This is a genomic window from Desertivirga xinjiangensis, assembly GCF_024436435.1.
Classification (GTDB): Bacteria; Bacteroidota; Bacteroidia; order Sphingobacteriales; family Sphingobacteriaceae; genus Desertivirga; species Desertivirga xinjiangensis.
In genome coordinates, this window is record NZ_JAFMZP010000001.1 from 86,419 (window position 1) to 112,201 (window position 25,783).

24 protein-coding genes are annotated in these 25,783 nt (G+C 42.4%); 13 read left to right on the forward strand and 11 right to left on the reverse strand.

Annotated elements, in window-relative coordinates:
* Window positions 1-21: 21 nt before the first annotated feature.
* From J3P37_RS00405 to pruA, 7 genes are all read right to left on the reverse strand, one after another.
* Window positions 22-606, reverse strand: coding sequence for a TetR/AcrR family transcriptional regulator (locus J3P37_RS00405; protein ID WP_256009001.1), 585 nt, complete (start codon window positions 604-606; stop codon window positions 22-24).
* 141 nt (window positions 607-747) lie between these two features.
* Entirely contained in the window at window positions 748-1,764 is a 1,017-nt protein-coding gene (gene hemH / locus J3P37_RS00410) for a ferrochelatase (protein ID WP_256009002.1), read from the reverse strand.
* A 168-nt stretch (window positions 1,765-1,932) separates the two neighbouring features.
* On the reverse strand, window positions 1,933-2,601 hold the full coding sequence (locus J3P37_RS00415) for a fatty acid desaturase (RefSeq protein WP_256009003.1): 669 nt from the start codon (window positions 2,599-2,601) through the stop codon (window positions 1,933-1,935).
* A gap of 51 nt (window positions 2,602-2,652) precedes the next feature.
* Window positions 2,653-3,501: a 4-hydroxy-3-methylbut-2-enyl diphosphate reductase gene (locus tag J3P37_RS00420; protein WP_256009004.1), complete on the reverse strand. Its 849-nt coding sequence runs from the start codon at window positions 3,499-3,501 to the stop codon at window positions 2,653-2,655.
* A 33-nt stretch (window positions 3,502-3,534) separates the two neighbouring features.
* On the reverse strand, window positions 3,535-4,626 hold the full coding sequence (locus J3P37_RS00425) for a glycosyltransferase family 2 protein (protein WP_256009005.1): 1,092 nt from the start codon (window positions 4,624-4,626) through the stop codon (window positions 3,535-3,537).
* Window positions 4,627-4,629: 3 nt separating this feature from the next.
* Window positions 4,630-5,241, reverse strand: coding sequence for a 1-acyl-sn-glycerol-3-phosphate acyltransferase (locus tag J3P37_RS00430; protein WP_256009006.1), 612 nt, complete (start codon window positions 5,239-5,241; stop codon window positions 4,630-4,632).
* Window positions 5,242-5,248: 7 nt separating this feature from the next.
* Complete coding sequence (pruA, locus tag J3P37_RS00435; protein ID WP_256009007.1) at window positions 5,249-6,883, reverse strand: L-glutamate gamma-semialdehyde dehydrogenase; 1,635 nt, start codon at window positions 6,881-6,883, stop codon at window positions 5,249-5,251.
* 428 nt (window positions 6,884-7,311) lie between these two features.
* Between pruA and lpxK the strand changes: the two genes are divergently transcribed.
* Genes lpxK through J3P37_RS00450 form a run of 3 tightly spaced genes read left to right on the forward strand, consistent with a single transcriptional unit; the run spans window position 7,312 to window position 11,134 of the window.
* Complete coding sequence (gene lpxK / locus J3P37_RS00440; protein WP_256009008.1) at window positions 7,312-8,364, forward strand: tetraacyldisaccharide 4'-kinase; 1,053 nt, start codon at window positions 7,312-7,314, stop codon at window positions 8,362-8,364.
* Window positions 8,345-9,160 carry a purine-nucleoside phosphorylase gene (locus J3P37_RS00445; RefSeq protein WP_256009009.1) on the forward strand — a complete coding sequence of 272 codons (816 nt, stop codon included), beginning with the start codon at window positions 8,345-8,347 and terminating at the stop codon, window positions 9,158-9,160. The genes lpxK and J3P37_RS00445 overlap by 20 nt, the downstream gene beginning before the upstream one ends.
* Window positions 9,161-11,134, forward strand: a complete 1,974-nt coding sequence (locus J3P37_RS00450) for a putative porin (protein ID WP_256009010.1) — start codon at window positions 9,161-9,163, stop codon at window positions 11,132-11,134.
* Window positions 11,135-11,193: 59 nt separating this feature from the next.
* Here J3P37_RS00450 and J3P37_RS00455 read toward each other — a convergent pair whose 3' ends face one another.
* Complete coding sequence (locus J3P37_RS00455) at window positions 11,194-12,414, reverse strand: asparagine synthetase B (RefSeq protein ID WP_256009011.1); 1,221 nt, start codon at window positions 12,412-12,414, stop codon at window positions 11,194-11,196.
* A gap of 162 nt (window positions 12,415-12,576) precedes the next feature.
* Here J3P37_RS00455 and J3P37_RS00460 point away from each other — a divergent pair, with 162 nt between their 5' ends.
* The gene (locus J3P37_RS00460; RefSeq protein WP_256009012.1) at window positions 12,577-13,017 is read left to right on the forward strand and encodes a peptidylprolyl isomerase; all 441 of its coding nucleotides are present in this window, start codon (window positions 12,577-12,579) and stop codon (window positions 13,015-13,017) included.
* 16 nt (window positions 13,018-13,033) lie between these two features.
* Complete coding sequence (locus J3P37_RS00465; RefSeq protein ID WP_256009013.1) at window positions 13,034-13,534, forward strand: DUF5606 family protein; 501 nt, start codon at window positions 13,034-13,036, stop codon at window positions 13,532-13,534.
* 265 nt (window positions 13,535-13,799) lie between these two features.
* On the opposite strand, the gene rlmH is transcribed toward J3P37_RS00465, so the two are convergent.
* Window positions 13,800-14,273 (reverse strand): 23S rRNA (pseudouridine(1915)-N(3))-methyltransferase RlmH, encoded by a 474-nt coding sequence (rlmH, locus tag J3P37_RS00470; protein WP_256009014.1) that lies wholly within the window; start codon window positions 14,271-14,273, stop codon window positions 13,800-13,802.
* 122 nt (window positions 14,274-14,395) lie between these two features.
* Between rlmH and J3P37_RS00475 the strand changes: the two genes are divergently transcribed.
* The 7 genes from J3P37_RS00475 (at window position 14,396) to J3P37_RS00505 (ending at window position 19,208) form a co-directional block, all read left to right on the forward strand.
* On the forward strand, window positions 14,396-15,505 hold the full coding sequence (locus J3P37_RS00475; protein ID WP_256009015.1) for a sensor histidine kinase: 1,110 nt from the start codon (window positions 14,396-14,398) through the stop codon (window positions 15,503-15,505).
* Window positions 15,486-16,241, forward strand: coding sequence for a LytR/AlgR family response regulator transcription factor (locus J3P37_RS00480; RefSeq protein WP_256009016.1), 756 nt, complete (start codon window positions 15,486-15,488; stop codon window positions 16,239-16,241). The genes J3P37_RS00475 and J3P37_RS00480 overlap by 20 nt, the downstream gene beginning before the upstream one ends.
* Window positions 16,242-16,454: 213 nt before the next feature.
* Complete coding sequence (locus J3P37_RS00485) at window positions 16,455-17,255, forward strand: metallophosphoesterase family protein (RefSeq protein WP_256009017.1); 801 nt, start codon at window positions 16,455-16,457, stop codon at window positions 17,253-17,255.
* The gene (locus J3P37_RS00490; RefSeq protein WP_256009018.1) at window positions 17,221-17,862 is read left to right on the forward strand and encodes a hypothetical protein; all 642 of its coding nucleotides are present in this window, start codon (window positions 17,221-17,223) and stop codon (window positions 17,860-17,862) included. Before J3P37_RS00485 ends, J3P37_RS00490 begins: the two co-directional genes overlap by 35 nt.
* Before the next feature lie 82 nt (window positions 17,863-17,944).
* Complete coding sequence (locus tag J3P37_RS00495; RefSeq protein WP_439648950.1) at window positions 17,945-18,376, forward strand: methionine-R-sulfoxide reductase; 432 nt, start codon at window positions 17,945-17,947, stop codon at window positions 18,374-18,376.
* 41 nt (window positions 18,377-18,417) lie between these two features.
* Window positions 18,418-18,732: an FtsB family cell division protein gene (locus tag J3P37_RS00500; protein ID WP_256009020.1), complete on the forward strand. Its 315-nt coding sequence runs from the start codon at window positions 18,418-18,420 to the stop codon at window positions 18,730-18,732.
* 80 nt (window positions 18,733-18,812) lie between these two features.
* Window positions 18,813-19,208, forward strand: coding sequence for a hypothetical protein (locus J3P37_RS00505; protein WP_256009021.1), 396 nt, complete (start codon window positions 18,813-18,815; stop codon window positions 19,206-19,208).
* A gap of 8 nt (window positions 19,209-19,216) precedes the next feature.
* Here J3P37_RS00505 and J3P37_RS00510 read toward each other — a convergent pair whose 3' ends face one another.
* Both J3P37_RS00510 and fabG read right to left on the reverse strand, forming a co-directional pair.
* Complete coding sequence (locus J3P37_RS00510; RefSeq protein WP_256009022.1) at window positions 19,217-21,304, reverse strand: vWA domain-containing protein; 2,088 nt, start codon at window positions 21,302-21,304, stop codon at window positions 19,217-19,219.
* A gap of 65 nt (window positions 21,305-21,369) precedes the next feature.
* Entirely contained in the window at window positions 21,370-22,113 is a 744-nt protein-coding gene (gene fabG, locus J3P37_RS00515; RefSeq protein ID WP_256009023.1) for a 3-oxoacyl-[acyl-carrier-protein] reductase, read from the reverse strand.
* Window positions 22,114-22,441: 328 nt separating this feature from the next.
* Here fabG and J3P37_RS00520 point away from each other — a divergent pair, with 328 nt between their 5' ends.
* Window positions 22,442-25,753, forward strand: a complete 3,312-nt coding sequence (locus tag J3P37_RS00520; protein WP_256009024.1) for a SusC/RagA family TonB-linked outer membrane protein — start codon at window positions 22,442-22,444, stop codon at window positions 25,751-25,753.
* Window positions 25,754-25,783: the final 30 nt, after the last annotated feature.

The following is a 25,783-nucleotide window of genomic DNA, read 5'->3' on the forward strand; positions in this document are numbered from 1 at the left end:
TTACAGGTTAATGACGATTTGTTACAGGCCGTTCATGAAGATCTGGCCTAATTGCTTTTGCCGGCGCAGTACGATGTCAAATTCCTCATCGTTTATAAGAAAAGTTTTTTTCCTACTAAATAAGGCCATTCGCATTCCCAGGAATGCATCGATCAGGAGTGAGGCTGCTTCAGTAGCCTTCGCCAGATCAATCTCCTTTTTTTGAATAGCCATAGAGATTTGTCTGACTTCGGTGTTCCTGGCATCTTCAAGTGTTTTTATCACTTGTGGAGGAAGGTCGGTTCCCGCAGTGCGGAGGAAATCAAGGATGTTATAGTATTTTTTTATATAGTAGTGGCGGCGGTCGATATAAAATGCAAGTGCTTCTTGTGGATCCTTAATGCTGCGCATTTTTTCCTCGATGTCTGTACTTACGATATTGATGATATTTTCTAAAACTGCAGCGTAGAGGTTTATTTTATCAGGAAAGTAATAATATAATAGGGCTTTAGACAGGGAAAGGTCAGAAGCGATTTCGGTCATAGTAGTTTTAGCTAAACCAAAATGAGCAAAACGTTTTACTGCAGCTTCGATGATCTGTTCTCTTTTCCTGTCCTGATTTTCCATTTACCTAAAAAGTTGGATTTTGAAATGGAAGTCCTGATTTTCCATTTGCTGTAAAAATATAATTTTTTGAGATGACAGGATACATGAAGAAGGAAAAAACAGTAAGATCTCCCATCACCAGGTTGGTTTGCCGGTAAAGGGTTATGAGCCCTTTACCATTTTCTCCAGGGCTGCAATCCATTTTGGATTGTCGTTAAGGCTTTCAACGAGCTGTACCTTTTCGCCACCAAGGGCTACAAACTCGTCATGGTACTCTTCTACAATTTCGTAAAGGGTTTCCAGGCAGTCGGCCACAAAAGCCGGACTGAAAACCAGCAGTCGCCTGGCGCCTTTCGCTGCAAGATCTTTGAGGACGTCGGTCGTGTAAGGCTTCTTCCATGGTGAGTTACCTAAACGGGATTGGAAACAAACCGTATATTTTTCTTTAGGAATATTCAGCTTTTGGGCAAGAAGCCGTGCGGTATCATGCGATTGAGCGGAGTAGCACATGCGATTTGCATCGTTAAATCGCGAACAGCAGTCGGGTACCTGCAAACAATACTTACCCGTATCATCTGCTTTAAGCAGTTGTCTCTCCGGCAGGCCGTGGAAACTAAAGAGTACGTGATCAAAGTTTTCAGGCTGATGTTTCCTTGCATTGTCTGCAAAAACTTCGAGCATTCCTTCATTATCATGGAAAGAGCTGATGAAGGATATATCCGGTATGGTTTGCCATTTACTGACAATTTCCATGATCTTCTGATTAACCGAACCGGTTGAGGCAGAAGCATATTGTGGAAACAGTGGAATAACTTTTATGCCCAACACCTGCTTCTTCTTTAGCGATTCCAGCGCTGACTCTATCGACGGACTTTGATAGCGCATGGCCAATTCAACCACATAATCGTTTCCTAAGGCCTGCTGCAATAGTTCTTTTTGTCTTTCACTGTAATAAAGAAGCGGCGAGCCTTTGTCTGACCAAACCTTTTGATAGATCTTCGCAGACTTCGGTCCCCGAAAGGGAACAATTATGCCTTTAACAAGAAGTGTTCTGTTGATTGGATTAATGTCGATTACTCTTTCATCCATTAAGAATTCATCCAGATAACGGCGTACATCAGGGACTGAAGGGCTGTCAGGCGTTCCCAGATTTACTAATAGCACTCCTTGTTTTCTCATCTTTTTTATGAAAGTCTAATTGTTTTTTAAAGGCTGCAAGAACCTTCAAACATTTTCATCCTCCGTATGTGAGCGCTGCTCATGAAGGTTTTTATTCAGAATGCAAATATAGAATGGACGGAACATATAGCAATCAAAAGATGAAAGGTTTTGACTTAATAAACACAATTATTTAAGTTTCCATAAGAGCCACCATGGAGTGCCAGGCGAATCGTGGTGCTCATAATGATAACCAAAGAAATAGCAGGACAGGAATGCCACTACATGATTCTTTTTTTGTGTACGTGAATGGTGCTTATTGACGTGCTGGCCATGATGGGGGAGCCAGGTGCCAAAGTAAAACAATTGAAGGGTACTCAGCAAAGAGGGTATAACCCAGAAAAGAAGCAGGTTTATTTCATCTACCCAGGTCTTAAGGATATTAAAAATCAGCGCGAGAATGAGAATCTGCCAGATGGAAAGGTATTCTTTCATAAACCTAACATACCAGGAAACAAAATTGCCATTGTGATAATCAGGGTCATCTTCAGAGTGAACGTGGCGGTGATGCTGGTGATGTTTTGTGTTCAGTTTGTTAAAGGGAAACGCAGCATACAAGCCAGTACAAATCTGACCAATGACTCTGTTTAGGGGCCGGTCGGAAGATATGGTGCCATGCATTGCGTCGTGGGCTGTAATAAACAGGCCTGTGTATAAATGCATCTGCAGCAGGATCGCCAGATAGGTAAGAGGATTTTTAAAAGAAAAGTTCCAGCTTAACAGCAGGCAAAGGCTTACAGCCCAGGCGGTTATAAGCAGTATGGCTATTAAGACGCCCGTGTAGGATTTAAACTGCATGCAAAACGGTATATTGTTAAATTAAGCCGGTGTTGCCCCGGGCTTATATAACTAAAAAGTCTCCAGGAGAGTTTTTACATTTTGCATAAGCCACATGGGAGTGGAAGTTGCGCCGCAAATTCCTACTCTATCACCAGGATTGAACATGGAGATATTTAATTCTTCCGGCTGGGAAATGAACATGGTCTCAGGGTTATGCTGTTTACAAACTTCGTAAAGAACTTTTCCGTTGGATGATTTCTTTCCAGATACAAACACGATCTTATCAAAGTTTTTGACAAACTTAGCCAGGTCGTCATACCTGTTTGATACCTGGCGGCAAATGGTATCATTTGCTTTTACTTCGTAACCACGACTTAAAAGTTCAGCCTTGATCTGATAAAACTTATCGGTACTTTTGGTGGTCTGGCTGTAAAGCGTAAATTTTGAGGGGAGCTCGGCATGATCTAATTCACTGATGTCCTGGAAAACAAGTGCTTCATTGTTTGTCTGTCCCTGTAAGCCGATCACTTCAGCGTGGCCATGTTTGCCAAAAATGAGGATCTTCTCTTCTGCATCGTGAGAGTTTTTTATGCGATTCTGTAGTTTAAGCACAACTGGGCAAGACGCGTCAATAAGCGTTATGTTTTTCTCCAGTGCTACTTTGTAAGTTTCGGGTGCTTCTCCATGTGCACGGATAAGCACTTTTTCGTTTGATAAAGACTCCAGGTCTTCATGCTTTATAATCCGGAGGCCTTTCGCTTTGAGACGTGCCACTTCTTCATCGTTGTGGACGATATCGCCCAGGCAATACAGATATCCGTCTTCGTCAAGGATCTCCTCCGCCATATCTATCGCGTACACTACACCGAAGCAGAAACCTGAATCCTGATCTATCTTTACCTGAAGATTATAAGCCATAATGCAAAATTAAACAAAAAAAAATTGAGAAAATTAAGTACTAATAGTTCTTCCCTTCCAGTTAACTTTTCTAGTAACGTGTTTCTTTACTGAGATTACTGACAGTATGATGAATGATACCATCTGAAGCGGATGGAGAAAGATATTTAAAAATACGTTCTGTCCACTGGCAAATGAGATCATGATGCGGCTTAGGATTATTAAGGTAAGGGCAAATGAAAGTAGCCCGGTATTCAAATAAATAGCTATAAAGACAGGGCCGGCCATTACCAATAGTAAATAACAAAGAAGGCCTGCTATATTATTTCCAAACCCTGCAAGAAGGTTTTTACTAAAGCCATCCAAAGCCTCGCTATAACCCCTATACATGCGACAAAACAGATAGCCATTAGCTAAAAGCGACTCCGTTTTATAGCGATAAGCTTTAATGAGTTTCATAATTTCGATATCTTCGACCACTTTATCTTTTACCTGGGCATGCCACAAATGCTTGTGATAGTTTGCAGCATCAAACATCATGAACTGGCCGCTGGCAGCGGAAAATGCTGGTTTATCGGATAACCGGACAAGACGAAGCGGGAGGGTGTTTAATAGTAAAAAATGCATGAGGGGCACTACCAGACGTTCTCCCGCAGAAGCCATGATCTGGTTAGCAAACAAGCTTAACAAAGTTAGCTTGCCGATCTTCATTCGGTGTAAGGTATTATTTATCAGCCCGTCTTTAACGATCTCATCAGCATCCAGAAAGAGTAAATATTTACCTTTTGCCTGTAAGGCCAGCTGATGGCATGCAAAGTTTTTTCCAAGCCAGTTCTCAGGTAGTTCATCTCCCCTGATTACATTAAAACGGCTGTCGCTTCGGCAGAAGTTATAACACACATCAAAAGTATTGTCTGTAGAATCGTCATCGAGGATGATCACCTCAATATTCTGGTAATTTTGATCTTTCAGCGATTGCAACAATGTTATTATGCGTTCCTCCTCGTTACGGGCGGGTATAAGTATGGAAACCAAATGATCATAGGTTCTGGATGCTGCGGTAAGCTTCGGGTTAGAAATGAAATTGAACAGCGTAACTGTAAACCTCAGTATAAGAAAGAAAAAAACAACATAGAATATGAGCATCGTTTATATTGTAATCCGGCATTGCTGCTGCCGTGAGTTTTTATAGTGAACATTATAGGCACTTTGTATCAATGCTAAATTGTCTAAGTCTGCGTAATCATGATTCTGCAGATAACAAGTTACCAGTGGTTTCGGTGTGTCAAAATAATCAACGAAAGTAGCAGCAAAAAGGTATTGAAAATTTTTGGAAGAATGATCTATTACTCTGGATAATCCTTTGCCAAACTCTATTTGCTCCAGGTGGTTTGAGAATAGTTTTCCCTGGGGGAAGATGAGAAGCAGGTTGTTTTTATCGTTAAGCAGTCGTCCGGCCAACACCAAAGTATGTAACATATCCCTCGATTGTTTTTTTATCGGAAATGCTCCCAGATATTTTAGAAAAGATATGTTTTTATAATTTTCATCTGTTACCATGACATGGAACCTTCGTTTGAAAAAAACTTTGTTGAGGTGGAACATAAGAAAGCCGTCCCACCACGAGAAGTGGTTAGCAACAAGCAGAATAGCTTTGCTTTCATTCAACGTGACAGTGTTGAAAGTAAAGGATTCGAAGTTCCGGCTAATTAAAAAACTGATATATTTATTAAAGAAAATGTATACAAGCCTTTTTATCATATGCAATTTACTTATCGTGCATAAATGGGTATCTGTAATCTGTAGGTGGGTCGAAGGTTTCTTTTATCGCCCTTGATGATACCCAGCGCAGTAAATTGATCATGGAGCCGGCCTTATCGTTAGTGCCCGAACCCCTGGCTCCGCCAAAAGGTTGCTGACCCACTACTGCACCCGTACATTTATCGTTGATGTAGAAATTGCCGGCGGCATTGCGCAAAGCATGGCTGGCTTTCTCTATAGCATAGCGGTCTTTTGCAATGACAGCCCCTGTCAGAGCGTAAATGGATGTTTGGTCGATAAGTTGAAGCGTTTTTTCAAAGTCGGTATCTTCATAAACATAAATACTTAGTACCGGCCCAAAAAGCTCTTCGCACATCGTGACATAATGCGGGTCTTTGGTGACGATCACCGTTGGTTCAATAAAGTAACCTTCGGCTTTATTGTAGTTCCCGCCTGAAATGATTTCAAGGGTAGGATCTGCTTTCGCTTCGTCAATAGCTTTAGCCAGCTTATCAAAGGATTTTTCATCGATAACGGCATTCAGGAAATTGCTAAAATCTTCGGCAGGTCCCATTTTTAAGGAAGAAAGGTCTGCCAACATCAACTCTCTGATCTGAGGCCAGACTGAACGGGCGATATACACACGCGAAGCGGCAGAACACTTTTGTCCCTGGTATTCAAAAGCGGCACGAATAATGGCGGTGTTGGCTGCTTTTACATCTGCCGAATCATGCACCAGTATGAAATCTTTTCCTCCGGTTTCGCCTACTATGCGAGGGTAGCTTTTGTACAGATGTATGTTGTTGCCGATGGTTTGCCAGATTTCCCGGAATACTTTGGTAGACCCCGTAAAATGAATGCCTGCAAAGTCCGGATGGTTAAAAATCACTTCTCCGGCATCGGGCCCATTCACGTATATCAGGTTAATAACTCCATCTGGTAAACCGGCTTCTTTAAAAATCTGCATGATCATGTTAGCAGCAAGGATCTGGGTATCGGCAGGCTTCCATACTACCACATTTCCCATAAGAGCGACCGAAGAAGGCAGGTTGCCTGCGATGGCTGTAAAGTTGAAAGGGGTTAGTGCAAATACGAAGCCCTCAAGGGGACGTTGTTCTACACGATTCCATGTACCACGCGGCGAAACAGGGGGCTGCTGCGAATAGATCTCGGACATGTACTGAACGTTGAAGCGCAAAAAGTCGATCAATTCGCAGGCGGAGTCGATTTCTGCCTGGTAGGCATTTTTAGATTGCCCTACCATGGTGAGTGCATTCAATTTGAAACGATAGGGGCCGGCGATAAGGTCGGCCGCCTTTAAAAATATGGATGCCCTGTGTTCCCAGGAAAGCGTTTCCCAGGAAGCTTTAGCGGTTAAAGCTGCATTAATAGCATCCAGGACATGGCTTTTATCGCCACGGTGAAATTGTGCGACCACCTGTTTATGATTGTGAGGAGGACGGATCTCTATACGCTGGCCGGTATAAACGTCCTGGCCGCCAATATGCATCGGAATATCGGCCTGGTGCAGGTACACTTCAGCAATAGCCTGCTTAAGTTTTTCCCGTTCTGCACTTTGCGGAGCATAGCTTAAGGCGGGTTCATTAACCGGAACCGGCACTTTAAAAAATCCTTTATTCATATCAGATGACGCTTATGATCAAACTTACATAAAAACCAGCATGAGTGAAACTCGTAAAGGGAGATGAAAGTTTGGAGCAGATTTCTTATTGCCTGTGCGCAAACGTTCATCCCTTGCTGGCGAACTCGCAATGTCGTTATTTAAGCTTTCGTCTGTCCTTAGGAGTTCCGGAGGAGCTCTAAGGATTCAGAAATAAAAGGAGTCTCGGACTCCGTTTTGCTGGGCCCAAAGCAGAGCAGCTTTGTGACCAGGCAGACGATGATCTGCTGGAGGCAGCTTTGAGATCACTTTCAAATATTTTCAGTCGAGCGCACGACGAAATAAGGGCAGCGCTGGTCCGTGAAAAGCTGCCGCAGAAAAGATTTTGAACAATTCGGCAGAGAAGATCAGTTAGCCGCCCTAATCGCTAAAACGCTATCTTTGCGGCCATGCAGTATTTGCGACTTTTGTTGCTTCCTTTTTCGGTTCTATATGGACTAATTATCTGGCTACGAAATAAAGCCTATGATTCAGGTGTCTTTTCATCGAAAAAGTTTAATATCCCCGTGATTTGCATTGGTAACCTGGCGGTTGGCGGAGCTGGTAAAAGCCCGATGGCGGAATATATTATTCGCCTTTTAAATGAGCGCCACAAGGTAGCAGTTCTAAGTCGTGGTTACGGGCGGAAAACAAAGGGATTCAGATTGGTAGGGCAGACGGACACAACTTTGGAAGCAGGCGATGAGCCCATGCAGTTTAGAAGGAAATTTAAGGATATTACGGTTGCTGTTTCCGAAAAAAGAGTTATCGGACTTAATATCCTGCAAAAGAATCATGAGGTGGTTGTGCTGGATGACGCTTTTCAACACCGGGCCGTGGATCCTGGATTAAGCATCCTGCTGTTCGACTATACCCGACTTGATGAATTTTTGCTCATGCTTCCCGCGGGTAATCTCCGGGAGCCGTTTTCCGGAAGGAAGCGAGCAAATATCATCGTAATAACTAAAACTCCGGATAATCTTGATCAACAGGAAAAGGACCGGATCATCAACAGACTTAGGCCCTGCAACAACCAGCAAGTGTTTTTTTCTTATTTGGAATATGGAGGACTGGTCCCGGTTTATGATGTTCAGCCCGAAGCAGTACAGGCTCTTCATAAAGATACCCTGGTTTTTCTGCTAACGGGAATCGCAAATCCATATCCCCTGGTAGAGAAGCTAAAAAATACCAGTAAGAATGTTAAACACTATGATTATCCGGATCATCACCCTTTCAGCAAAAAAAATATTCTTAAACTTGTAAGTGATTTCAAAGAAGCATCTGGTAAGGATAAAATCATTATTACCACAGAAAAAGATGCGCAGCGTTTGCAGCTGCCTGAGCTGAAAGAACTTTTGGCTAAACAGCCCGTTTATTACTTGCCCGTTATGGCGAAAATACATGAACCTGATGTTATGCGGTTCAATGAGATGATAGAGAGATATGCTACAAAACATATATAGTACAACCGAATATATTAAACGCCGGATAGGTGATTTTGAGCCGGAGATAGGCGTGATTTTGGGGACCGGCCTGGGGGCACTGGTAAACGAAATAGAGATCCAGCACAAGCTGATGTATTCGAATATACCTAATTTTCCGATCTCAACGCTTGAATTTCACTCAGGCCGGTTGATCTTCGGAATGTTGAAAGGAAAAAAGGTGGTAGCTATGCAAGGGCGTTTGCATCATTACGAAGGCTACGATATGAAACAGATCACTTTTCCGGTACGGGTGATGAAAATGCTTGGAATTAAGCAGCTTTTTGTATCAAATGCCAGTGGCGCCTTGAACCCTGACATAAAAACAGGAGATCTGATGATCATTGAAGATCATATTAACCTTCAGCATGATAATCCGCTGAGAGGGAGGAACTATGAGGAGCTGGGGCCCCGCTTTCCTGATATGAGTCAGCCTTACAACAAAGAGTTTATACAAAAAGCCTCAGAGATAGCTAAGCAGCATAACATCAGGTGTCATACCGGCGTTTATGTGTCTGTGGCGGGCCCAAATCTTGAAACTAAGGCGGAATATCGTTACTTGCGTATCATCGGTGGTGATGCTGTAGGAATGAGTACCGTACCGGAGGTTATAGTGGCAAAACATATGGGATTGCCCGTCTTCGCAATATCAGTCATTACTGATGAAGGTTATCATGAAGAGCTCGAGCCGGTTTCTGTGGAGCAGATCCTGAAAGTGGCCGAGGAGGCTGAACCGAAGATGACTCTCATCCTTAAAGAACTACTTGGCTCATTTTAAATGAAGTGTCTTTTTTTACTCGTTTGCGGATTGTTGTTTGGGCTTGGAGTACAAGCTCAGGTTCGTGTGGGCCGGGATGCAGATGCTGAACTGGACTCCCTGCGAAAGCTGGAGGAAGGAAAGCAGGATACTGTTATTTTTACCGCGAAATTTATCAGGTATACGACGCTAGGTCTGCTACAGGATAGTACTCAGACAATCCCCTTAGATACCACCCTGAACAGATTTCATCAATACAACCCTCTCGTCGTACCTGAACGGCCTACCATAGGTCTGGGCAATATGGGTTTAGCCTACCGGGAGATGTTGTTTGAACCCAGGAAGAACATTGGCTTTGATCCAGGGTTTCATTCCCTTGATATTTATCGCCTTACGCAGGACTCGCTCAAATATTATAGAGCCCGGACCCCCTACACTTCTATGTACTATGTTAATGGTACACGCGCCGAACAAGTGTTCAGGGTAACACATTCTCAGAACATAAAACCGAACTGGAATATAGGAGCCAATTATTTCAGGATAACGGCTGAAGGGTTTTATACCAATCAGAAGTCGGATCATCTTAACGGTGCTTTTTTTACATGGTATGAATCGCCGAAAAAGAGGTACAACTTACTGGCTAATGCCATATTTAATACATTAAAGGCTGCAGAGAACGGCTCTATTATTAATGATAATATTTTTGAAGAAGATATAAATAATAACATCCCCGTGACGGTAAGACTAAATGACAGGGATGCGGTAAAGAATACCTGGAAGCAGAAAAACTTTTTTCTGAAACAGTTTTACTATCTGGGGCGTCTAGATACTGCCAAAAATGCAAATCCGGCATCGAACGTTTTACCTACGCAGAGGATATCTCACGCTTTCAGCTATTCCTCAGATTCTTATAAGTTTTATAAAAACCAGGATGACCCTTACGAAGCTTTCCCGGATATACTTGATGAGCCCGATCTGGTAAAGGATTCGACCAATGTGACCAATATACGTAACGAGTTTATGTATAGTTTTTACCTCCGGGGACGCTCTCTGAGCTTTATAAAGAACGAGCTGAAACTGGATGTGGGCATACAGCATGATCTTTATCGATATGAACAAGCCCAGGTCGACGTAACCCATCAAAAGTTTTCATTTCAGAACCTGATGGTGAAAGGTGATATAGGCTATCGTTTCAGCGACCGGGTTTCTATTGCCGGAAAGATCCAGCAGATAGCGCAGGGACGCAATGCAGGCGACTATTTTTATGACGCCCAAACCCAGTTCCTGTTAAGCAAGTCTGTTGGTCGCATAGTGCTTGGCGCTTACATTCAGAATAAATCGCCGGAACATATCTTTGAACAGAGTAACTATACTTATAACAACTGGAACGAGAGCTTTGATAATACCAAGGTCAATAACCTGTCTTTCACCTACCTGAACCCTAAATTTAAGTTTAAAACCAGGGCGGAGTACTTTCTGATCGGGAAATACCTTTATTTCGAAGGGCAGCCAGATAGTACAATCTTACCTGTTCAGGCAGGGGATGTGATAAATATGGTGAAGGTGACGGTAAACAAAAATTTTCAGTTTGGAAGATTTAACCTGGAGAGTTTTGTTGCTCTTCAGAAAACGGATTTTGGGCGGATCCTTAGGACGCCGGATCTGTATACGTACAATAGTTTTTACTATGCGAGACGGTTTTCTAAGTCGGTTGCTGCAAATGCCGGTTTCGATATTCGCTGGAACTCGAAATTTTACGCCCCGGCGTACGCAATCAACGTAAGTCAGTTTTACAACGATGCTAATCCTGCACGATTTGATTCTTTCCCGATAGTAGACGTTTGGGCGCGTTTCGCCTTAAACCGGGCAAACATTTTTGTGCGTTATGATTACGCTAATCAGGGTTTGTTTTCTAAAGGATATTATACTGTCAATCGCTACCCAATGCCGAACTCTTTATTTAAGTTCGGGGTAATGTGGAATTTTTACGATTAAAGCTGAGGGTTGCAACCAGCACACGGGGCACGCGTGCCCGTGTACCAATTTTCAATCCACTATGTTTTTTGTTTCTTCTTCTTTGCAGCCGGGAACAATACGTTATTCAAAATCAAACGGTATCCTGCAGAATTAGGATGCAGGTTCAGGTCGGTTTGGGGATCACCAACAGCATGCTGATAATCTTCCGGATCGTGTCCGCCGTAAAAGGTCCATTGTCCTTTGCCAAATTCGCCATGAATGTACCGGGCTTCATTAGAAGTTTTGGTTTCTCCCATTACAAGAACATCCGGCTTAATCAACTCTTTTCTAAACGCCGTCGTCTGCCCCATGAACCCTTTCACCACTTTATCATGACTTTGTGTAAGCATCGCGGGCACTACATCCCATTTAGCTGAAAAATCGAACAATGTAAAAAAGTCATTGCTTTGATTAAGCATGCGGGTTGGGGTGGCATCTATGTTTGAAAACTCGTAATTAGCTGGATTCGGATCAAGTTTAAAGTTCTGAAAAGCGAAAGTTTTTGAAAAATCCAGCTTGGCCTGTGCCTGCGGATCGGCTCCGTCGCCATCATACATACTTTCACAGATGTCGACACCTTCGGCCGCCAGGGCGATGTCAAAACTATCCGTTCCGGAACACATTGCGAATAAAAAACCTCCGCCGGAGCAAAAGTTAGCGATGCCTTTAGCTACGGCCAGCTTCATCTGTGAGACTTTTTTAAATCCCAGTTTGCTTGCAGTTGCCTGCTGAAGCTTAACGTCTTCGATATACCATGATGCGGTACGGTATACAGACCAAAATCTCCCGAACTGACCGGTAAAGTCTTCATGGTGGAGGTGCAGCCAGTCATATTTAGGCAGTTCGCCTTTTAACACCTCTTCATCGTAAACAACGTCATATGGGATCTCAGCGTAAGTTAGCACCATGGTTACTGCGTCATCCCAGGGAAGCTTGTTCTTAGGAGAATAAACGGCGATTTTAGGCGCTTTTTCTAACTTCACCAGATCCATGTTAGCTGAAGGGTCCGTTATTTCGTTGAGAATAGCGGTTACCTTTGCATCCGCAATCACCTCATACGACACTCCTCTGATCTTACATTCGTTTTCGATGTCTTTTACATATTTCATCATAAAGCTGCCTCCACGGTAATTTAAAAGCCAGTCAGCTTCCTGTCCGTTTTTCAATGTCCAGAATGTAATCCCATATGCTTTGAGATGATTTTGCTGGTTTTCATCCATTGGAATAAGAATTGAGGCAGCCTTTGAACAAAAAGCCATTAACAACAGAGTCAGTAAACAATGGAATTTAAGCATAAGATAAATAACGTAATTCGCTGCTCTAAGTTATAAAAAGGCCTCTAATCTTCGATTTTTTAAAAGGTTAGATGCATTGTAACTGAAATAATTAACTTTGCACGCTCTAATCTAAAAAGAACAAACATGAGTAAAGCAATTATAAAAACAGAAAAAGGTGACATGACCGTACAGTTCTATGATCAGGATGCACCGAATACCGTAGCAAACTTTTTGAAGCTTGCTAAAGAAGGATTCTATGATGGTGTGACCTTTCACCGCGTAATTCCTGATTTTGTGATCCAGGGGGGAGATCCAACAGGTACTGGTGCAGGCGGCTCAGGCACACGCATCAAATGTGAGCTTACAGGTGGAAATCAATACCATGACAGAGGTGTATTATCTATGGCTCATGCAGGACGTGATACAGGAAGTTCACAGTTCTTTATCTGCCACAGCCGTAATAATACCGCCCATTTAGACCGTAATCATACCTGCTTCGGGAAAGTGATTGAAAATGTTGACGTGGTTGACGATATTCGTCAGGGCGATAAGATTTTAGGCATCGAGATCATCGAAGAAGGGTAATTGACCATACAATAATATGAATTTAAGAGGAATAGTATCTGTTTCAGGAAAACCGGGCTTGTTTAAAGTGATAGGCCAAAACAAATCTGGTTTTGTGCTAGAGAGTTTGGATGCTCAGAAGGTAAAGCTTGTAGTGAATTTATCAACCGCTAAACTTGCATCGTTAGAAGATATTACGGTATTTGGTGAGGACGAAGATCTGAAACTGGTTGATATCTTTGCTAAAATGAAGGATAGTGCTTCCGTGCCTGATCCAAAGGCTGATGGTAAAGTTTTGCGTGATTTCTTCCGTGAAATAGCTCCTGATCATGATGAAGAAAAGGTGTATGCTTCCGATATGAAGAAGATCATCACCTGGTATAACATTATTAAGGAGTTGCCCTTATTTACTGAAGAGGCAGAAGTAGCAGACGGGAACCAGCAGGTTCCTGAAGAAGAAGTTATTGCTGCAGTTGAAGAAGTAAAAGCTCCGAAGAAAGCTGCTAAGAAAAAAGCTGGTTCAGCTGATAATAGCTAGATCCAGGGTCCACGAGGCACGCGTGATCCGGCAAGTAACAGTTGCTGGCGCACGCGTGTCGCATGTGCAACACTCCTAATTGAAAGCCGTCCTACAGTTTACGAAGGGTCGCTAATGACTTAAAATAAATAAATAATGCAGGCCGCCAGCACAATGGCTATAACAATAGCTAGCCAAAAGCGTTTCTGCTCAGAACCTGGATTAATACCTTTATAGCGGTAGTTTCTCGGTTTAAATCCTTCTATCATAATTGCTTAACGTTGTTTTATTCATGATGGTATGGTTCGCCTTTCAAAATTGTAAAGGCCCTGTAAAGTTGTTCAACAAAGAAAAGCCGAACCATCTGGTGCGAAAAGGTCATGCGGGATAGGGATAGCTTATCTTTTGCCTGAGCATAAAGGGATGGATCAAAGCCGTAAGGCCCACCAACAATAAACACAAGGTTTTGCAGGCTGCCAAGCATCTTTTTGTTGATAAATCCAGAGAATTGTGTGGAAGTGAATTCTTCGCCTTTGTCGTCCAGTAAAACAATATGATCATTGAACGACAGATGCTTAGACAGTAACTCGGCTTCTTTAGTTTTCTGTTGTTCTTCAGACAGATTTTTTGTGTTTTTCAGCTCAGGTATTTCTATAATTTCGAACCGGATATAATGCTTAAGTCGCTTCAGGTACTTATCAATACCTTCCTTAAGGTATTTATCTTCCGTTTTACCTATAACCAAAAGTGTAATTTTCATTAGAATACAAAGGTAAAGCAACATCTGCACAAGCATATATTTATTTATTCTTATTTTTAGGATCTGGATACATTGTTTGGCCAGTTGAGTGGCCATATTAAGTATAAAAATTAAAGAATGCTTTGATAAAACAAAAGAAGGACTTTTATAAATATTTCAGGCTTATCATCATTCCAGCTGTTTTTCTTGGATTTTATGTGCTGACTTTCCTGATCGATCCTTACAGGCTGTGGACCGAATACTTCAAACGAACCAGCTTCGAAATAGCTGCGGAGTGGATCTTCGTGTTGGGCTTCTGCTGGATCCTCACCGAAGTCAGCTTGCTGATATCCAGGAAGCTGGATGCGAAGCTTTCCTGGGTGTCGTATCCACTAACAAGATTTTTGGTGCAATTCAGCATACAGATCATCACAACAATTGTATTGTTATATTTGTACCTGCATGCCTGTTTGCTGGCATTAGCCGAAACTAAGATATCTACAGACCTCGATGAGCTCGTTGTTCGCCAGGCATTCGGTGTGAGCATCCTGTTATCCATCCTGATTAGTCTGGTGTTCACAGGCAACTTTTTCTTTCAGAAATGGAAGGCGGCACTGCTGGAAAGTGCTGAGCTCAATCTGAAAGCTTCAAAATTTAAGCAGATCGCTCTTGAGGCTCAACTGCAGTCGCTCAAAATGCAGCTGGATCCTCACTTCATGTTCAATAATTTTAGTACACTATCTGCCCTGATAGAGGAAGATCAATGTCTGGCGCAACACTTTCTTGAAAACTTGTCGCGGGTTTACCGTTACATGATCGTTAATATAAAGAGGAATATTATTTCCGTGGAAGAAGAGATCTGCTTTGCAAAGGCATATTTCTATCTTATTAAAATAAGGTTGGGGGAGAACGTGAAGATGGAAGTCAATATCAAGGATGAACTGAGTCAAAAAGGCATCCCTCCAATCACTTTGCAACTGCTTATCGAAAATGCGATCAAGCATAATACAGCCTCGCGTTCCAGACCGCTGCACATTTTGATAAGTAATGACGACCAGGGAAATCTCATCATTTCAAACTCCCTGCAAAGGCTCAACTACAATATCCCTTCTACCTGTACTGGACTGAAAAACATCGGAAGCCGGTATGGTTTATTATCTAGCAGGGTTCCCGAAGTCACAGAAACTGAAGATACATTCAGTGTTAAACTACCTTTACTTAGCATCGGAGTTCATGCAGATACTGATCATTGAAGACGAGCAGCTTAATGCTAACCGCTTGAAAAACCTGGTAAAAGAGATCAAGCCGCAGGCGGTGATTCTTGATATGCTGGAAAGCGTAGCAGATAGCATAGATTGGTTCGCTGGTAACAAGGAGCCGGATTTGATATTGATGGATGTCAGGTTGACGGATGGCTTGTGCTTTGAGATATTCTCAGCCGCCAAATTTAAAACTCCTGTAGTTTTTACTACAGCCTATGATGAATACGCCATCAGGGCTTTCAAAGTTAACAGTATTGACTATTTGCTGAAGCCGGTGGATAAACAGGAACTTGCAGGGGCCTTAAGCAAATATGAACAACTTGCTCCTTTGCAGTCAAACGATCTGATCCATGAACTCGCCGACCTGATGAAGAAACAGGACGTAGCTTACAGGTCGCGTTTTCTCATCCCACTCCACGACGGATATAAAACGGTTGCTGTTCATGATATCGATTATATGTATTCCGAGTTTAAGATCTCACATATAGTTCTAAAAGATGGAAGCATACACCCTGTTTTGCAAACCATGGACGAATTGGAGGAACAGTTGGATCCTGGGATCTTTTTCCGGGCGAACCGGCAACATCTTATTCATGTGGAAAGTATCAAAAGCATCCATAATTATTTTAACGGCAAGCTAAAAGTGATTCTAAATCAAAAAATGGATGAAGAGATCTTTATTAGTCGTGAAAAGGCCAGCAGCTTTAAACACTGGTTAGATAGATAGATATCTGGATAGATACCGTGTCTGAACTTTAAGAAAAATTGGCATGCCTCATATTTTGTCATTTCGGCGAGAATTTTGACCGCTTCAGATGTCAAAAAATCGTCTTCGGTCATTTTGCCTGTTCGTGTTGCTCATGTTGGACCTAATTTTGATGAGAATTCTGTAATCGGACTGTTATCAAACAGGGTGATCTTTCGTATTGTCAAGGCAACAATGAAACTATATATATATATTTCTCTAATCTTTCTTCTGGGAATAAGCGGATGCGATAATTTGGAGTATAGTCCCAACCAGGCATTCGATAAAAACACTCCCACAGATCTTAATAATAAAAACCTGGATAAATTATTTGCGGCTCCGGCAGACGACACTATACGCTTTGTTGTGGCTGGCGATACCCAGCGTCAGTACAAGAATACCAGGGACCTTGTGAATACAGTAAACAAGATACCTAACATAGATATGCTTTTGCTTGCTGGTGATATATCAGAGTTTGGGCTGCTGGAAGAGATGGAACAGATCAATGAGCTGTTGGAAAAGCTTACTATTCCATACATAACAGTGGTGGGTAACCATGATTTTGTGGGAAATGGAGACCAGGTATTTAAACGGATGTTTGGAAAGCTCAATTTTTCATTTGTATACCATGGTACGAAATTCATTTGTCATAATACAAATAGCAGGGAATTCAAATTTAATGGCAGAGTACCAGATCTGAACTGGCTGACAGAGGAGTTTTTACCGGAACCGGGAGTAGATAACTATGTAGCAATTGCCCATATCTTGCCTTTGTCCTGGGATTTTGATGTTTCTCTAACGGAACAATATATCAACGTTATTAATGGGAATCCCAAAACCCGGGCTGCTTTTTATGCGCATGATCATAGTTATAGTATTCACTATCCACATAATCAGAACATTCCCTATGTAGTTACCAATGCTATGATTAACAGGGAATTTCTGCTAGTAGAAATAATTAATGGAACGCTCAGTTATAAAAATATCAAATATTAGATCAGGTTTTTACCTTTTTTCGCTACTGATCATCTCCACTGTAATTAGTCAACGAGCCAAAGGTCAATCTATTAAAGCTTTGTTGCCAGAGTCGGCTGCCTTACAATATGCCGGCAGTATTGGCTATTTAAGTGCAGGCGTAGGCTACGATCTGTTCAAAAATAATAGAGGGGCATTAGAATTCAGGTATGGATATGTTCCCGAAAATAAGGGCGGAGAATTGCATATTGTTACAGCCAAGTTTAACTACAGGCCCTTCGAAATTAATATAAATGATTGGGCCAAAGTCTATCCGGCCAACCCGGGAGTGTTTATTAGTTATACGGCCGGCGAAGAATGGGAAATTACCTGGGATAAAGATCAATATGTAAAAGGCTATTACTGGTGGTCGCCGGCCATAAGGCCACATGTTTCGCTAAGTACAGAGTTAAGCCTTAATACAAAAAAGCTTCTGCATTCTTCACGGATTAAATCACTAAGCATTTATTCGGAATTTAATACCAACGAATTGTATTTTGTCAGTCAGGTTAAAAGTGGTGGTGTTTTGTCCCTCGGAGATATCATCAAATTAGGAATCGGTGTGAGAATGAACTTCGACTGGCATTAGCGTTAGAATAAAAATCAGGGATTAAACGTTATCTTTAAAAACTGATATGAAAACTTTCGGTATTTTTACTTGTCTTTTGTTTATGGTCTTGACATCCTGCGGACAGGATAAATCTACCGGACAAGGCAATTCAAAAGTAGAAAAGATGGAATATAATAAGCTAACGCCTGAAGAAGAAAGAGTTATAGTTCATAAGGGGACCGAGTACCCTGGAACAGGAAAACTACTTAATAACAAAGAAACCGGGACCTATATCTGCCGCCGGTGTAATGCCCCCCTTTATCGTTCTGAAACAAAGTTTGACTCTCATTGCGGGTGGCCCAGCTTTGATGATGAGATTAAAGGAGCTGTCAAAAGGATTCCCGATCCAGATGGTATGCGGACTGAAATCATCTGTGCAAACTGTGGTGGTCACCTGGGTCATGTGTTTTTAGGTGAAGGTTTTACTGCCAAAAATACCAGACATTGCGTTAACTCGGTTTCTATGAGTTTTATTCCGGATGAAAAAAAGTGATGCCTTGCTTTAATGACTGACTCTATACTATATTTGTCATTATGAAACGGACAGTTGGGGTAATCAGCAATAAATATTTTTTGGTGACAGTTTTCTTTGTTGCCTGGATGTTGTTTTTTGACAGAAACGACCTTTTATCCCAATATGAATACCGGACTCAGTTGGCAAAGTTAGAAGAGGAAAAGGAGTTTTACACCCGCGAAACTTCACAGGTTAAAAAGGATCTGGAAGAACTGACATCCAACAGGGAAATGCTTGAAAAGTTTGCCCGGGAAAAGTATTTCATGAAGAAGGAAAATGAAGATGTTTACGTTATCATAAAAGAGAAGGTAAAAAAAGAGAGATCTTTATTTTAGATTCTGATGTTATGCCCCTACGTGCTGTTATATTTTTAATTGGATTTTTTTTTACAGTCCTTTCAAGGGCTCAGTCGCCAATGCCCTCTCAACCCCAGGAGAATGACGTACTAACCTCTGGAGAGTACAGACCGGTAACTGATAGCTTAGCACAGCAACTGTTATATATCGGTGAAATAAAAGGTAAATCATACATAAAGATCAAGCTTCAGCCCGTTCATACTCCCTCTATCTACGGTGCAGGCAATTCAGAAGTCTTAAAATACAAAGGGTCATACTATGAGTCGGTAAGTGGGAAATTTTATCCTGTTACAGGAGATTTTGATCCGGAGCTCAGGACCTGGACGTTTATATGTTTCAATAAAGACAATCAGCCGATTTTTAGTTTCAGCGGAAAGCAGGCACCCGATGGGGGAATTACAGGAACCTGGAAAAGTAAAAACACTACCCGATTGTTCTATCTTCGCCCTTCTTAAGTTATAAGTTATAGCGTTCCGTTCCTTTTCCGGCCAAACCACTCAAGGCTTATCAGCGTAAGGATCAGTGCAAATATCCACTTGATATTTATCAGCTCCTCAAAGCGTTTATCTTCCCATGAAATTGTTTTAACAAGCTCGTTCTCTTTGATCAGAGCCGGAAGGTTTTTTATCTCAGATGGAAGAATGAGTTTGGCGCCGCTTTGATCAGCCAGGTTGAACAGCACCTGATGGTCCGCAGTGGTTTGGCTAAGTTCAGCCTGCTGTTGTGTAATAACAAACTGCCCGCCAGCCGTATATTTGATTTTTCCTAATTGCGTTTGCGCATTAAAAGAATATTCACCAGGGGGTAAAGCACCCGCATCAAGAATGTATGATTTGTCTGTACGGGAAAAGGTGAACGGGTAACTTTTGGTTCGATCTTTAATGACGACCCGGGCTTCCGGGGTATTAACCAGTTCATAAGCGTCATTATATAACTCTGCATTAAGAACTATGTGTTCTCCCTCATCGAACGAATTGCGGCCTGCATAGACCCGGAACTTTCGCTTGTCTTCTTTGCTCGAAAGGAACTGCACTGCTTTACTAAGCAACTCATCTATAGCGGCATGATCACCATTTTCTTTGAAGTCTTCCAATCGCCAGCGCCAGATTCCTTCCCCTGAAAGTACCGCGGTTTTTCTTGTTCCGTCTGAGGAAAATGCAAGCAATGGCCTATCGGTATCTAGTTTTCCGATTTTTTGAGTTAGCAGCACTGAAGCCTGGGATTTTAACGTGTAGTTTCCAAATGGGCTAAGTAGAGGAGGGAACCCCGACAATTTTTTTGCCGTAGATTCACTGAGTGTAAATTCATAAAATTGAGGATTCACTGTCGGGAAGACTTCCTGAATAGCACCCGCGGATACAATGTTCAGGACGTTTTGCGACGATGCAAACGCTTGGGTGTTTGATTGGGCGCCAAGAATATACCAAACATTCTTTTTGTTGAGAAGCGACGATAGGTTCAAGCCTGGTACAGCAAGTGAGGGAATTTGATGAAGGATGGTGAGATCGGCCTGACCGAGGTCGCCCCTGTTAAAGTCGTTGATGAAACCCGATTTTACTTCGTAATTTTTATTACTCTCAATACTTTGTTTCAGTGCAGCGATATCCGGATGTGGTGAAGCTGCAAGAATAAATACCTGTTGCCTGCCGTCTATAACCTCTATAAAAAAGGTTTGAGTATTATTTTCCCTGGAAAGCTCTCCCGGAATACCAGTGATTGTGGCAGTGAAACGTTGGATGCCTTTTTTTCTGGCCGACAATGTAACCGGTATCGAAGCTCTGTACTCATTAGAGTTAATGCTTATTGATTTTGTGAAAAGTGGGCCTGATTGTCCCGTTACAATTATTCGTGCAGCGGAGCCTTTGCTTTGGTGCGCTTCAATGTTCAGTTCGATTTGAAAGTCGTTTCCCAGGTAAACCAGCTTATTGTAATTGACATTGCTGATCAGCAGATCTTTCTTTGGTATCGTATCGCCCAATGCAATAGTATAAATTGGCGATTTGATGTTCTTGGCTATGTATTGCGGATTGCCGCCCTGGTTATAAATGCCATCGCTGGCCAGGATAACCGCCCCGATATTACGATTTGAGAAACCCTCGTTAATGTATTTAAGGGCGGCACTAATATTTGTTCCCTTTCCCGGATACTCCGAACTAAGTCCCTCAGAAACCTTGCTTCCAAAACTTAAAGTCCTCACATCATAGTCGTTCTTTAAACTTGTCTCAAGGTTTTTTAATTGCTGGGAATATGCTGAGAGGTCGAAACCTGCGGGCCGCGCTATACTTATCGATGCAGAATTATCTTGCAGAAGAAAGACCAACGGCTTTTCAAGGATTTTATTGGTGGTTTTGACATAGGGAGCAAAAAATAGGAAACATATCAGGGCGACCACGACCGCGCGTAAAACAAAAAGCAGCCGGGTAAGACCAGTAGACAGTTCGGCCTTTGGACTTTTATATAATAAGGCTGCATATCCCAGTCCTAGAATAAGACTGAAGACTATCCACAGAACGGAAGGGGTGGTAAATTGTAGCTGAAATAAAAGCGGCATATGTACTGAACGTAAATATGCCGCTTTTTATTGAAAATATATAACGCTTATAACATATTATGAGATTATAACATGCCGCCGTCAACAGCGATAACCTGGCCTGTAATATAGGCGCTTAGATCAGAAGCGAGAAATACGCATGCATTAGCTACATCTTCCGTTTCGCCAGCACGCTTTAACGGTATTCCTGCTTCCCAGCCTTCAACAACTTTAGGATCGAGCACTTCGGTCATTTCAGTTTTTATGAAACCAGGAGCAACTACATTTGTTCGAATATTTCTTGAGCCAAGCTCTTTCGCCATCGATTTAGAGAATCCAATGATTCCGGCTTTTGAGGCGGCGTAATTACCCTGTCCGGCATTGCCCTGAACACCCACTACCGAGCTCATATTGATGAAAACGCCTTTGCGGTTTTTCATCATGATTTTTGAAGCAGCCTTGGTTACATTGAAGATAGATTTGAGGTTAACTTCAAGTACCTCATCCCACTGCTGCTCATTCATTCGCATTAATAGTCCGTCTTTAGTTATTCCGGCATTGTTTACCACAACGTCAATTGTGCCAAAATCTGCTACTATATCGGTGATTAGTTGCTCAGCCTGATCAAATTTGGAAGCATCAGAGCGATAGCCTTTTACCTTCGTGCCCAGAGCCTGTAACTCCTGCTCTAAAGCCTGACCTTTTTCTACGGATGACAAATATGTAAAGGCAACATTAGCCCCTTGTTCGGCAAACTTTTCAGCGATTTTACGGCCGATACCTTTTGATGCTCCGGTAACTAAAGCGGTTTTTCCTTCAAGTAATTTCATTGTTATATTATTGAGGGGGTGAAGGTATAGATTTTTGAATAAAGATTAAAACCAACTATGGGCGACTGCTTAAACACGCAGTATTTAAGACAGGAGGTATGAATGAGTCTCGAATATGTCTGAGGGAATTTATTGTGCAGCTTTGAAATTCTATTAACTAAGCTGAATAAAACTGTCTTACGTCAAAAAAACGTTTCTCACGGTCTCAAAAGGCCATTTTGTTAAGCTCAACATAATACAAAGCTAATCTGATGTTAATATTGGCAATGCACTTTTGCGCCCGGTTATTGACACTAAACGCAATAGCCGACTAGAACTTTTTTGTATTATGAACAGAACTTTTACTAAATGTAGTACGGCGCTTTTTAAGACCGCTCTGCATTTAAGCAAGCAGTTTGGCACATGGAGAGCAAGCTTTTTAGGCGGTTCTCTGAACATGCGCCTGTATGTCATTCTACCATTGATGATCGTCGCTCAGGTAGCACCGCCAATGGTCATTTCATCGTTTGCTCAGCAGGCGGAAATTATAACTGTGAAAGGTACCGTGATCGATAATAGTGACTCGATGCCTTTGGCAGGAGTATCTATTTCCGACGCACAACGTCGGAGCTTTGGTATTACCGATGGGAACGGTGCATTCACGGTCAGGGTTCCCAAAGGCACCGAACTTCGGTTTAATTTTCTCGGGTACGAGACGTTTACTGCTACCTATTCATCTAATCAGAACCTTATAGCTATTCGTATGAAATCTGCTTCAAATACGATGAATGAAGTTGTGGTTACAGCACTTGGTATTAAACGGGAACAAAAATCCCTTGGTTACGCTGTATCTGTCGTTGATAGTACGGCTCTTACAAATGCTGTTTCCAGTAACTGGACAGACGCTCTGTCGGGAAAGGTTGCAGGATTAAATCTTGTTCGCAACAGTGGCCCGGGAGGTTCTAATAAAATCATTCTTCGGGGCGAGAACAATCTTACCGGGGATAACGAAGCACTGATCGTTATTGACGGGGTGGTGGCCAGCTCCAGCAGATCAAGGAGCACATCTCCATCAGGAGGAGTCTATGGTGTATCAGGTGACAACATGCCGGTTGACTACGGAAATGCCCTTGCCGACTTAAATCCCGAAGATATTGAAAGTGTAACTGTGTTGAAGGGACCTGGAGCATCGGCTCTTTACGGACAACGTGGCGCTAACGGTGCAATATTGATTACAACCAAATCCGGAAACAGGAAACAAAAAGGGGTAAGCATCAACCTTACCTCTAACTTATCATTTGAAGACATTAACCGGAAACCGGATTTGCAGAGAGAATACGGACAAGGACTTCGTGGCGCTGCTTATTATTCGAGGGGCGCATCGGCAGACGGGCCAAATACTAACGGGACAAGCTCGGCATGGGGGCCTAAATTTGACGGACAATATTACTTCCAGTTTGATCCTGAGCTTCAGAACACCGGACTTACCCGTACTCCTTGGGTAGCGAAAGAGAATCCAATAGATGCTTTTTTTACAAGAGGTTTTGACTCCCATACCACTGCCAGCATAGATGGGAACATAAAAAATACAAACCTGCGCCTGGCAATAAGTCATAATGATAATAATTGGATCGCGCCAAATACCGGGTACGAACGCAATCAAGTGGCTCTGTCGGTGAATTCTAAGATTACTAAGAAGCTGACTCTCACGGGTAAAGCTATTTATAATAGAAGAACCAGCGAAAATTTGCCTACGACAGGTTTTGGTAACCAATCGTACATGTACTGGGTGTATTTCTCACAACCAAACGTAGACCCCAACTATTATAAAGAATACTGGCTTCGCGGGTCAGAGGATCGCGCGTTCATTAATATCACCACAAGTACTCTGGAGTCGCCTTATGCAATATCCTATGAGTATTTAAACCCGCAAAACCGTAAAGGAATTGTAGGAAATGTCCAGCTTTCGTACCAGCTTGCAAAAGGACTGACCGCACAAGTACGTGCTTCGCTCGATAGAAACAGGAATATAACCGAGCAGCTACGCCCTTACGATGCTGCCGGAGCAAAATTCGCACAAGGTTCATACCGTATCCAGAATGCTATAACTTTTGAGAAAAATGCTGATGTTTTGCTGAAGTATGACACCAGGTTCAGTAAAGACGTTCAGCTGAATATATCCGGAGGAGGTAGCATGCTGAGAAACGAATACCGGAAAGACGAACAACGGGCCGATGGTTTGAAAGAGCCAGCAATTTACGATCTGTCTAACAACCTTAATCCAATACTTTCGATTCCTGATACTTCTAGATACCATTTCAACAGTGTATACGGGCTTGTCTCTGCATCGTATAAAGACTATTTGTTTTTAGATGTTACCGGTCGTCAGGATTGGAGCAGTGTTTTAGCATCTCCACTAAAGGATGCAGATGTCAGTTTCTTTTACCCGTCGGTTAACATGGCCTTTATTCCTTCAGATCTTTGGAATCTACCAAAAGTGTTTGATTTTGTCAAGTTGAGGGCGTCTTACTCACAGGTAGGTAGCGGTAGTACCACTCCTTATCTTACTGCATATAATTATTCACCTGCTGCTAACGGACTGTATCCTAACGGCTCGACCGCCAATCCTACAGTTCTTCCTGCCCTGGATCTGAAACCACTTATGACCACAACTTACGAAGTGGGAACAGACATCCGGATGCTTAAGAGCCGCTTAAATATCGATGTAGCTTTATACAAGGGAAATACTAAAAATCAGATACTAAGCCGCGTACTAGATCGCTCATCGGGCTTTGCAACTGCTGTTATTAATGCAGGAAGGGTTGATAACGAAGGTATCGAAATCGGCGTAAACGGAACGCCTCTTCAAACAAAAGGTAAAAATCCTTTCAAATGGACAGCCTTTGCCACATTCTCTGCCAACAGAAATGAAATTAGGGAATTGGTTGATAGCTCGGTAGTTCTTCGTAACAGTCCGATCGCTAACGCACAGGTAATTGCAAACGTGGGAGGTAGTATGGGAGATATGTATGGTCTTGGCTTTGTTCGTTCTCCTGATGGCGACATTGTATACAAAGATGGAATGCCGCAGATTGCTCCCGATCCGGTTTATCTTGGCAACTCTATTCCTAAATTTAAGACAAGTTTGGGAAGCCAGTTCAACTACAGGAATTTAAGTTTGAGCGTGTTGTTCGATGCCCAGTTTGGAGCAGTCGGCAATGCCTTTTCTATTGCCCGTTCGGCTGAGAACGGAAAGTCTGCTCTTACGCTTCCTGGCCGGTATAATGGTATCATTGGTAAAGGTGTTGCGCAGAATGCCGATGGCTCCTTCCGTCCGAACGATGTTATTGCAACGGATGTTCCAGCGTATTATAAAGCGACTTATTATGATAATGCTGAAGGTTCTATGTTCAGCACCGACTTTGTTAAGTTCCGTGAAGCTAGTCTCACCTATACGTTACCAACGCGTATTGTACGGAAAATGCGCCTGAGCAAGCTTACGATCGGTGGTTTTGGACGTAACCTGTTCATTTGGTCCCCATGGCCTGTATTCGACCCTGAGTTCGGGTCCTTAGCAGGTACTGATATTGTAACCGGTTTTGAGGTGGGGCAACTTCCGTCGACACGCACTTATGGATTTCGCTTAGTGGTGGGTATATAATAGAATAAGAAAAAATGAAGTTTGTATGTT

Coding starts and splice junctions, on each gene's coding strand:
- J3P37_RS00510 (WP_256009022.1), bottom strand. CDS start 21,304: ATGCCGCTTTTATTTCAGCTACAATTTACCACCCCTTCCGTTCTGTGG.
- J3P37_RS00505 (WP_256009021.1), top strand. CDS start 18,813: ATGCCCTCTCAACCCCAGGAGAATGACGTACTAACCTCTGGAGAGTAC.
- lpxK (WP_256009008.1), top strand. CDS start 7,312: ATGCAGTATTTGCGACTTTTGTTGCTTCCTTTTTCGGTTCTATATGGA.
- J3P37_RS00425 (WP_256009005.1), bottom strand. CDS start 4,626: ATGCTCATATTCTATGTTGTTTTTTTCTTTCTTATACTGAGGTTTACA.
- J3P37_RS00465 (WP_256009013.1), top strand. CDS start 13,034: ATGAATTTAAGAGGAATAGTATCTGTTTCAGGAAAACCGGGCTTGTTT.
- J3P37_RS00430 (WP_256009006.1), bottom strand. CDS start 5,241: ATGATAAAAAGGCTTGTATACATTTTCTTTAATAAATATATCAGTTTT.
- J3P37_RS00455 (WP_256009011.1), bottom strand. CDS start 12,414: ATGGCTTTTTGTTCAAAGGCTGCCTCAATTCTTATTCCAATGGATGAA.
- J3P37_RS00495 (WP_439648950.1), top strand. CDS start 17,945: ATGGTCTTGACATCCTGCGGACAGGATAAATCTACCGGACAAGGCAAT.
- J3P37_RS00420 (WP_256009004.1), bottom strand. CDS start 3,501: ATGGCTTATAATCTTCAGGTAAAGATAGATCAGGATTCAGGTTTCTGC.
- J3P37_RS00415 (WP_256009003.1), bottom strand. CDS start 2,601: ATGCAGTTTAAATCCTACACGGGCGTCTTAATAGCCATACTGCTTATA.
- J3P37_RS00520 (WP_256009024.1), top strand. CDS start 22,442: ATGAACAGAACTTTTACTAAATGTAGTACGGCGCTTTTTAAGACCGCT.
- J3P37_RS00500 (WP_256009020.1), top strand. CDS start 18,418: ATGAAACGGACAGTTGGGGTAATCAGCAATAAATATTTTTTGGTGACA.
- J3P37_RS00450 (WP_256009010.1), top strand. CDS start 9,161: ATGAAGTGTCTTTTTTTACTCGTTTGCGGATTGTTGTTTGGGCTTGGA.
- J3P37_RS00485 (WP_256009017.1), top strand. CDS start 16,455: ATGAAACTATATATATATATTTCTCTAATCTTTCTTCTGGGAATAAGC.
- J3P37_RS00405 (WP_256009001.1), bottom strand. CDS start 606: ATGGAAAATCAGGACAGGAAAAGAGAACAGATCATCGAAGCTGCAGTA.
- pruA (WP_256009007.1), bottom strand. CDS start 6,883: ATGAATAAAGGATTTTTTAAAGTGCCGGTTCCGGTTAATGAACCCGCC.
- J3P37_RS00460 (WP_256009012.1), top strand. CDS start 12,577: ATGAGTAAAGCAATTATAAAAACAGAAAAAGGTGACATGACCGTACAG.
- J3P37_RS00480 (WP_256009016.1), top strand. CDS start 15,486: ATGCAGATACTGATCATTGAAGACGAGCAGCTTAATGCTAACCGCTTG.
- rlmH (WP_256009014.1), bottom strand. CDS start 14,273: ATGAAAATTACACTTTTGGTTATAGGTAAAACGGAAGATAAATACCTT.
- hemH (WP_256009002.1), bottom strand. CDS start 1,764: ATGAGAAAACAAGGAGTGCTATTAGTAAATCTGGGAACGCCTGACAGC.
- J3P37_RS00445 (WP_256009009.1), top strand. CDS start 8,345: ATGCTACAAAACATATATAGTACAACCGAATATATTAAACGCCGGATA.
- J3P37_RS00490 (WP_256009018.1), top strand. CDS start 17,221: ATGGAACGCTCAGTTATAAAAATATCAAATATTAGATCAGGTTTTTAC.
- fabG (WP_256009023.1), bottom strand. CDS start 22,113: ATGAAATTACTTGAAGGAAAAACCGCTTTAGTTACCGGAGCATCAAAA.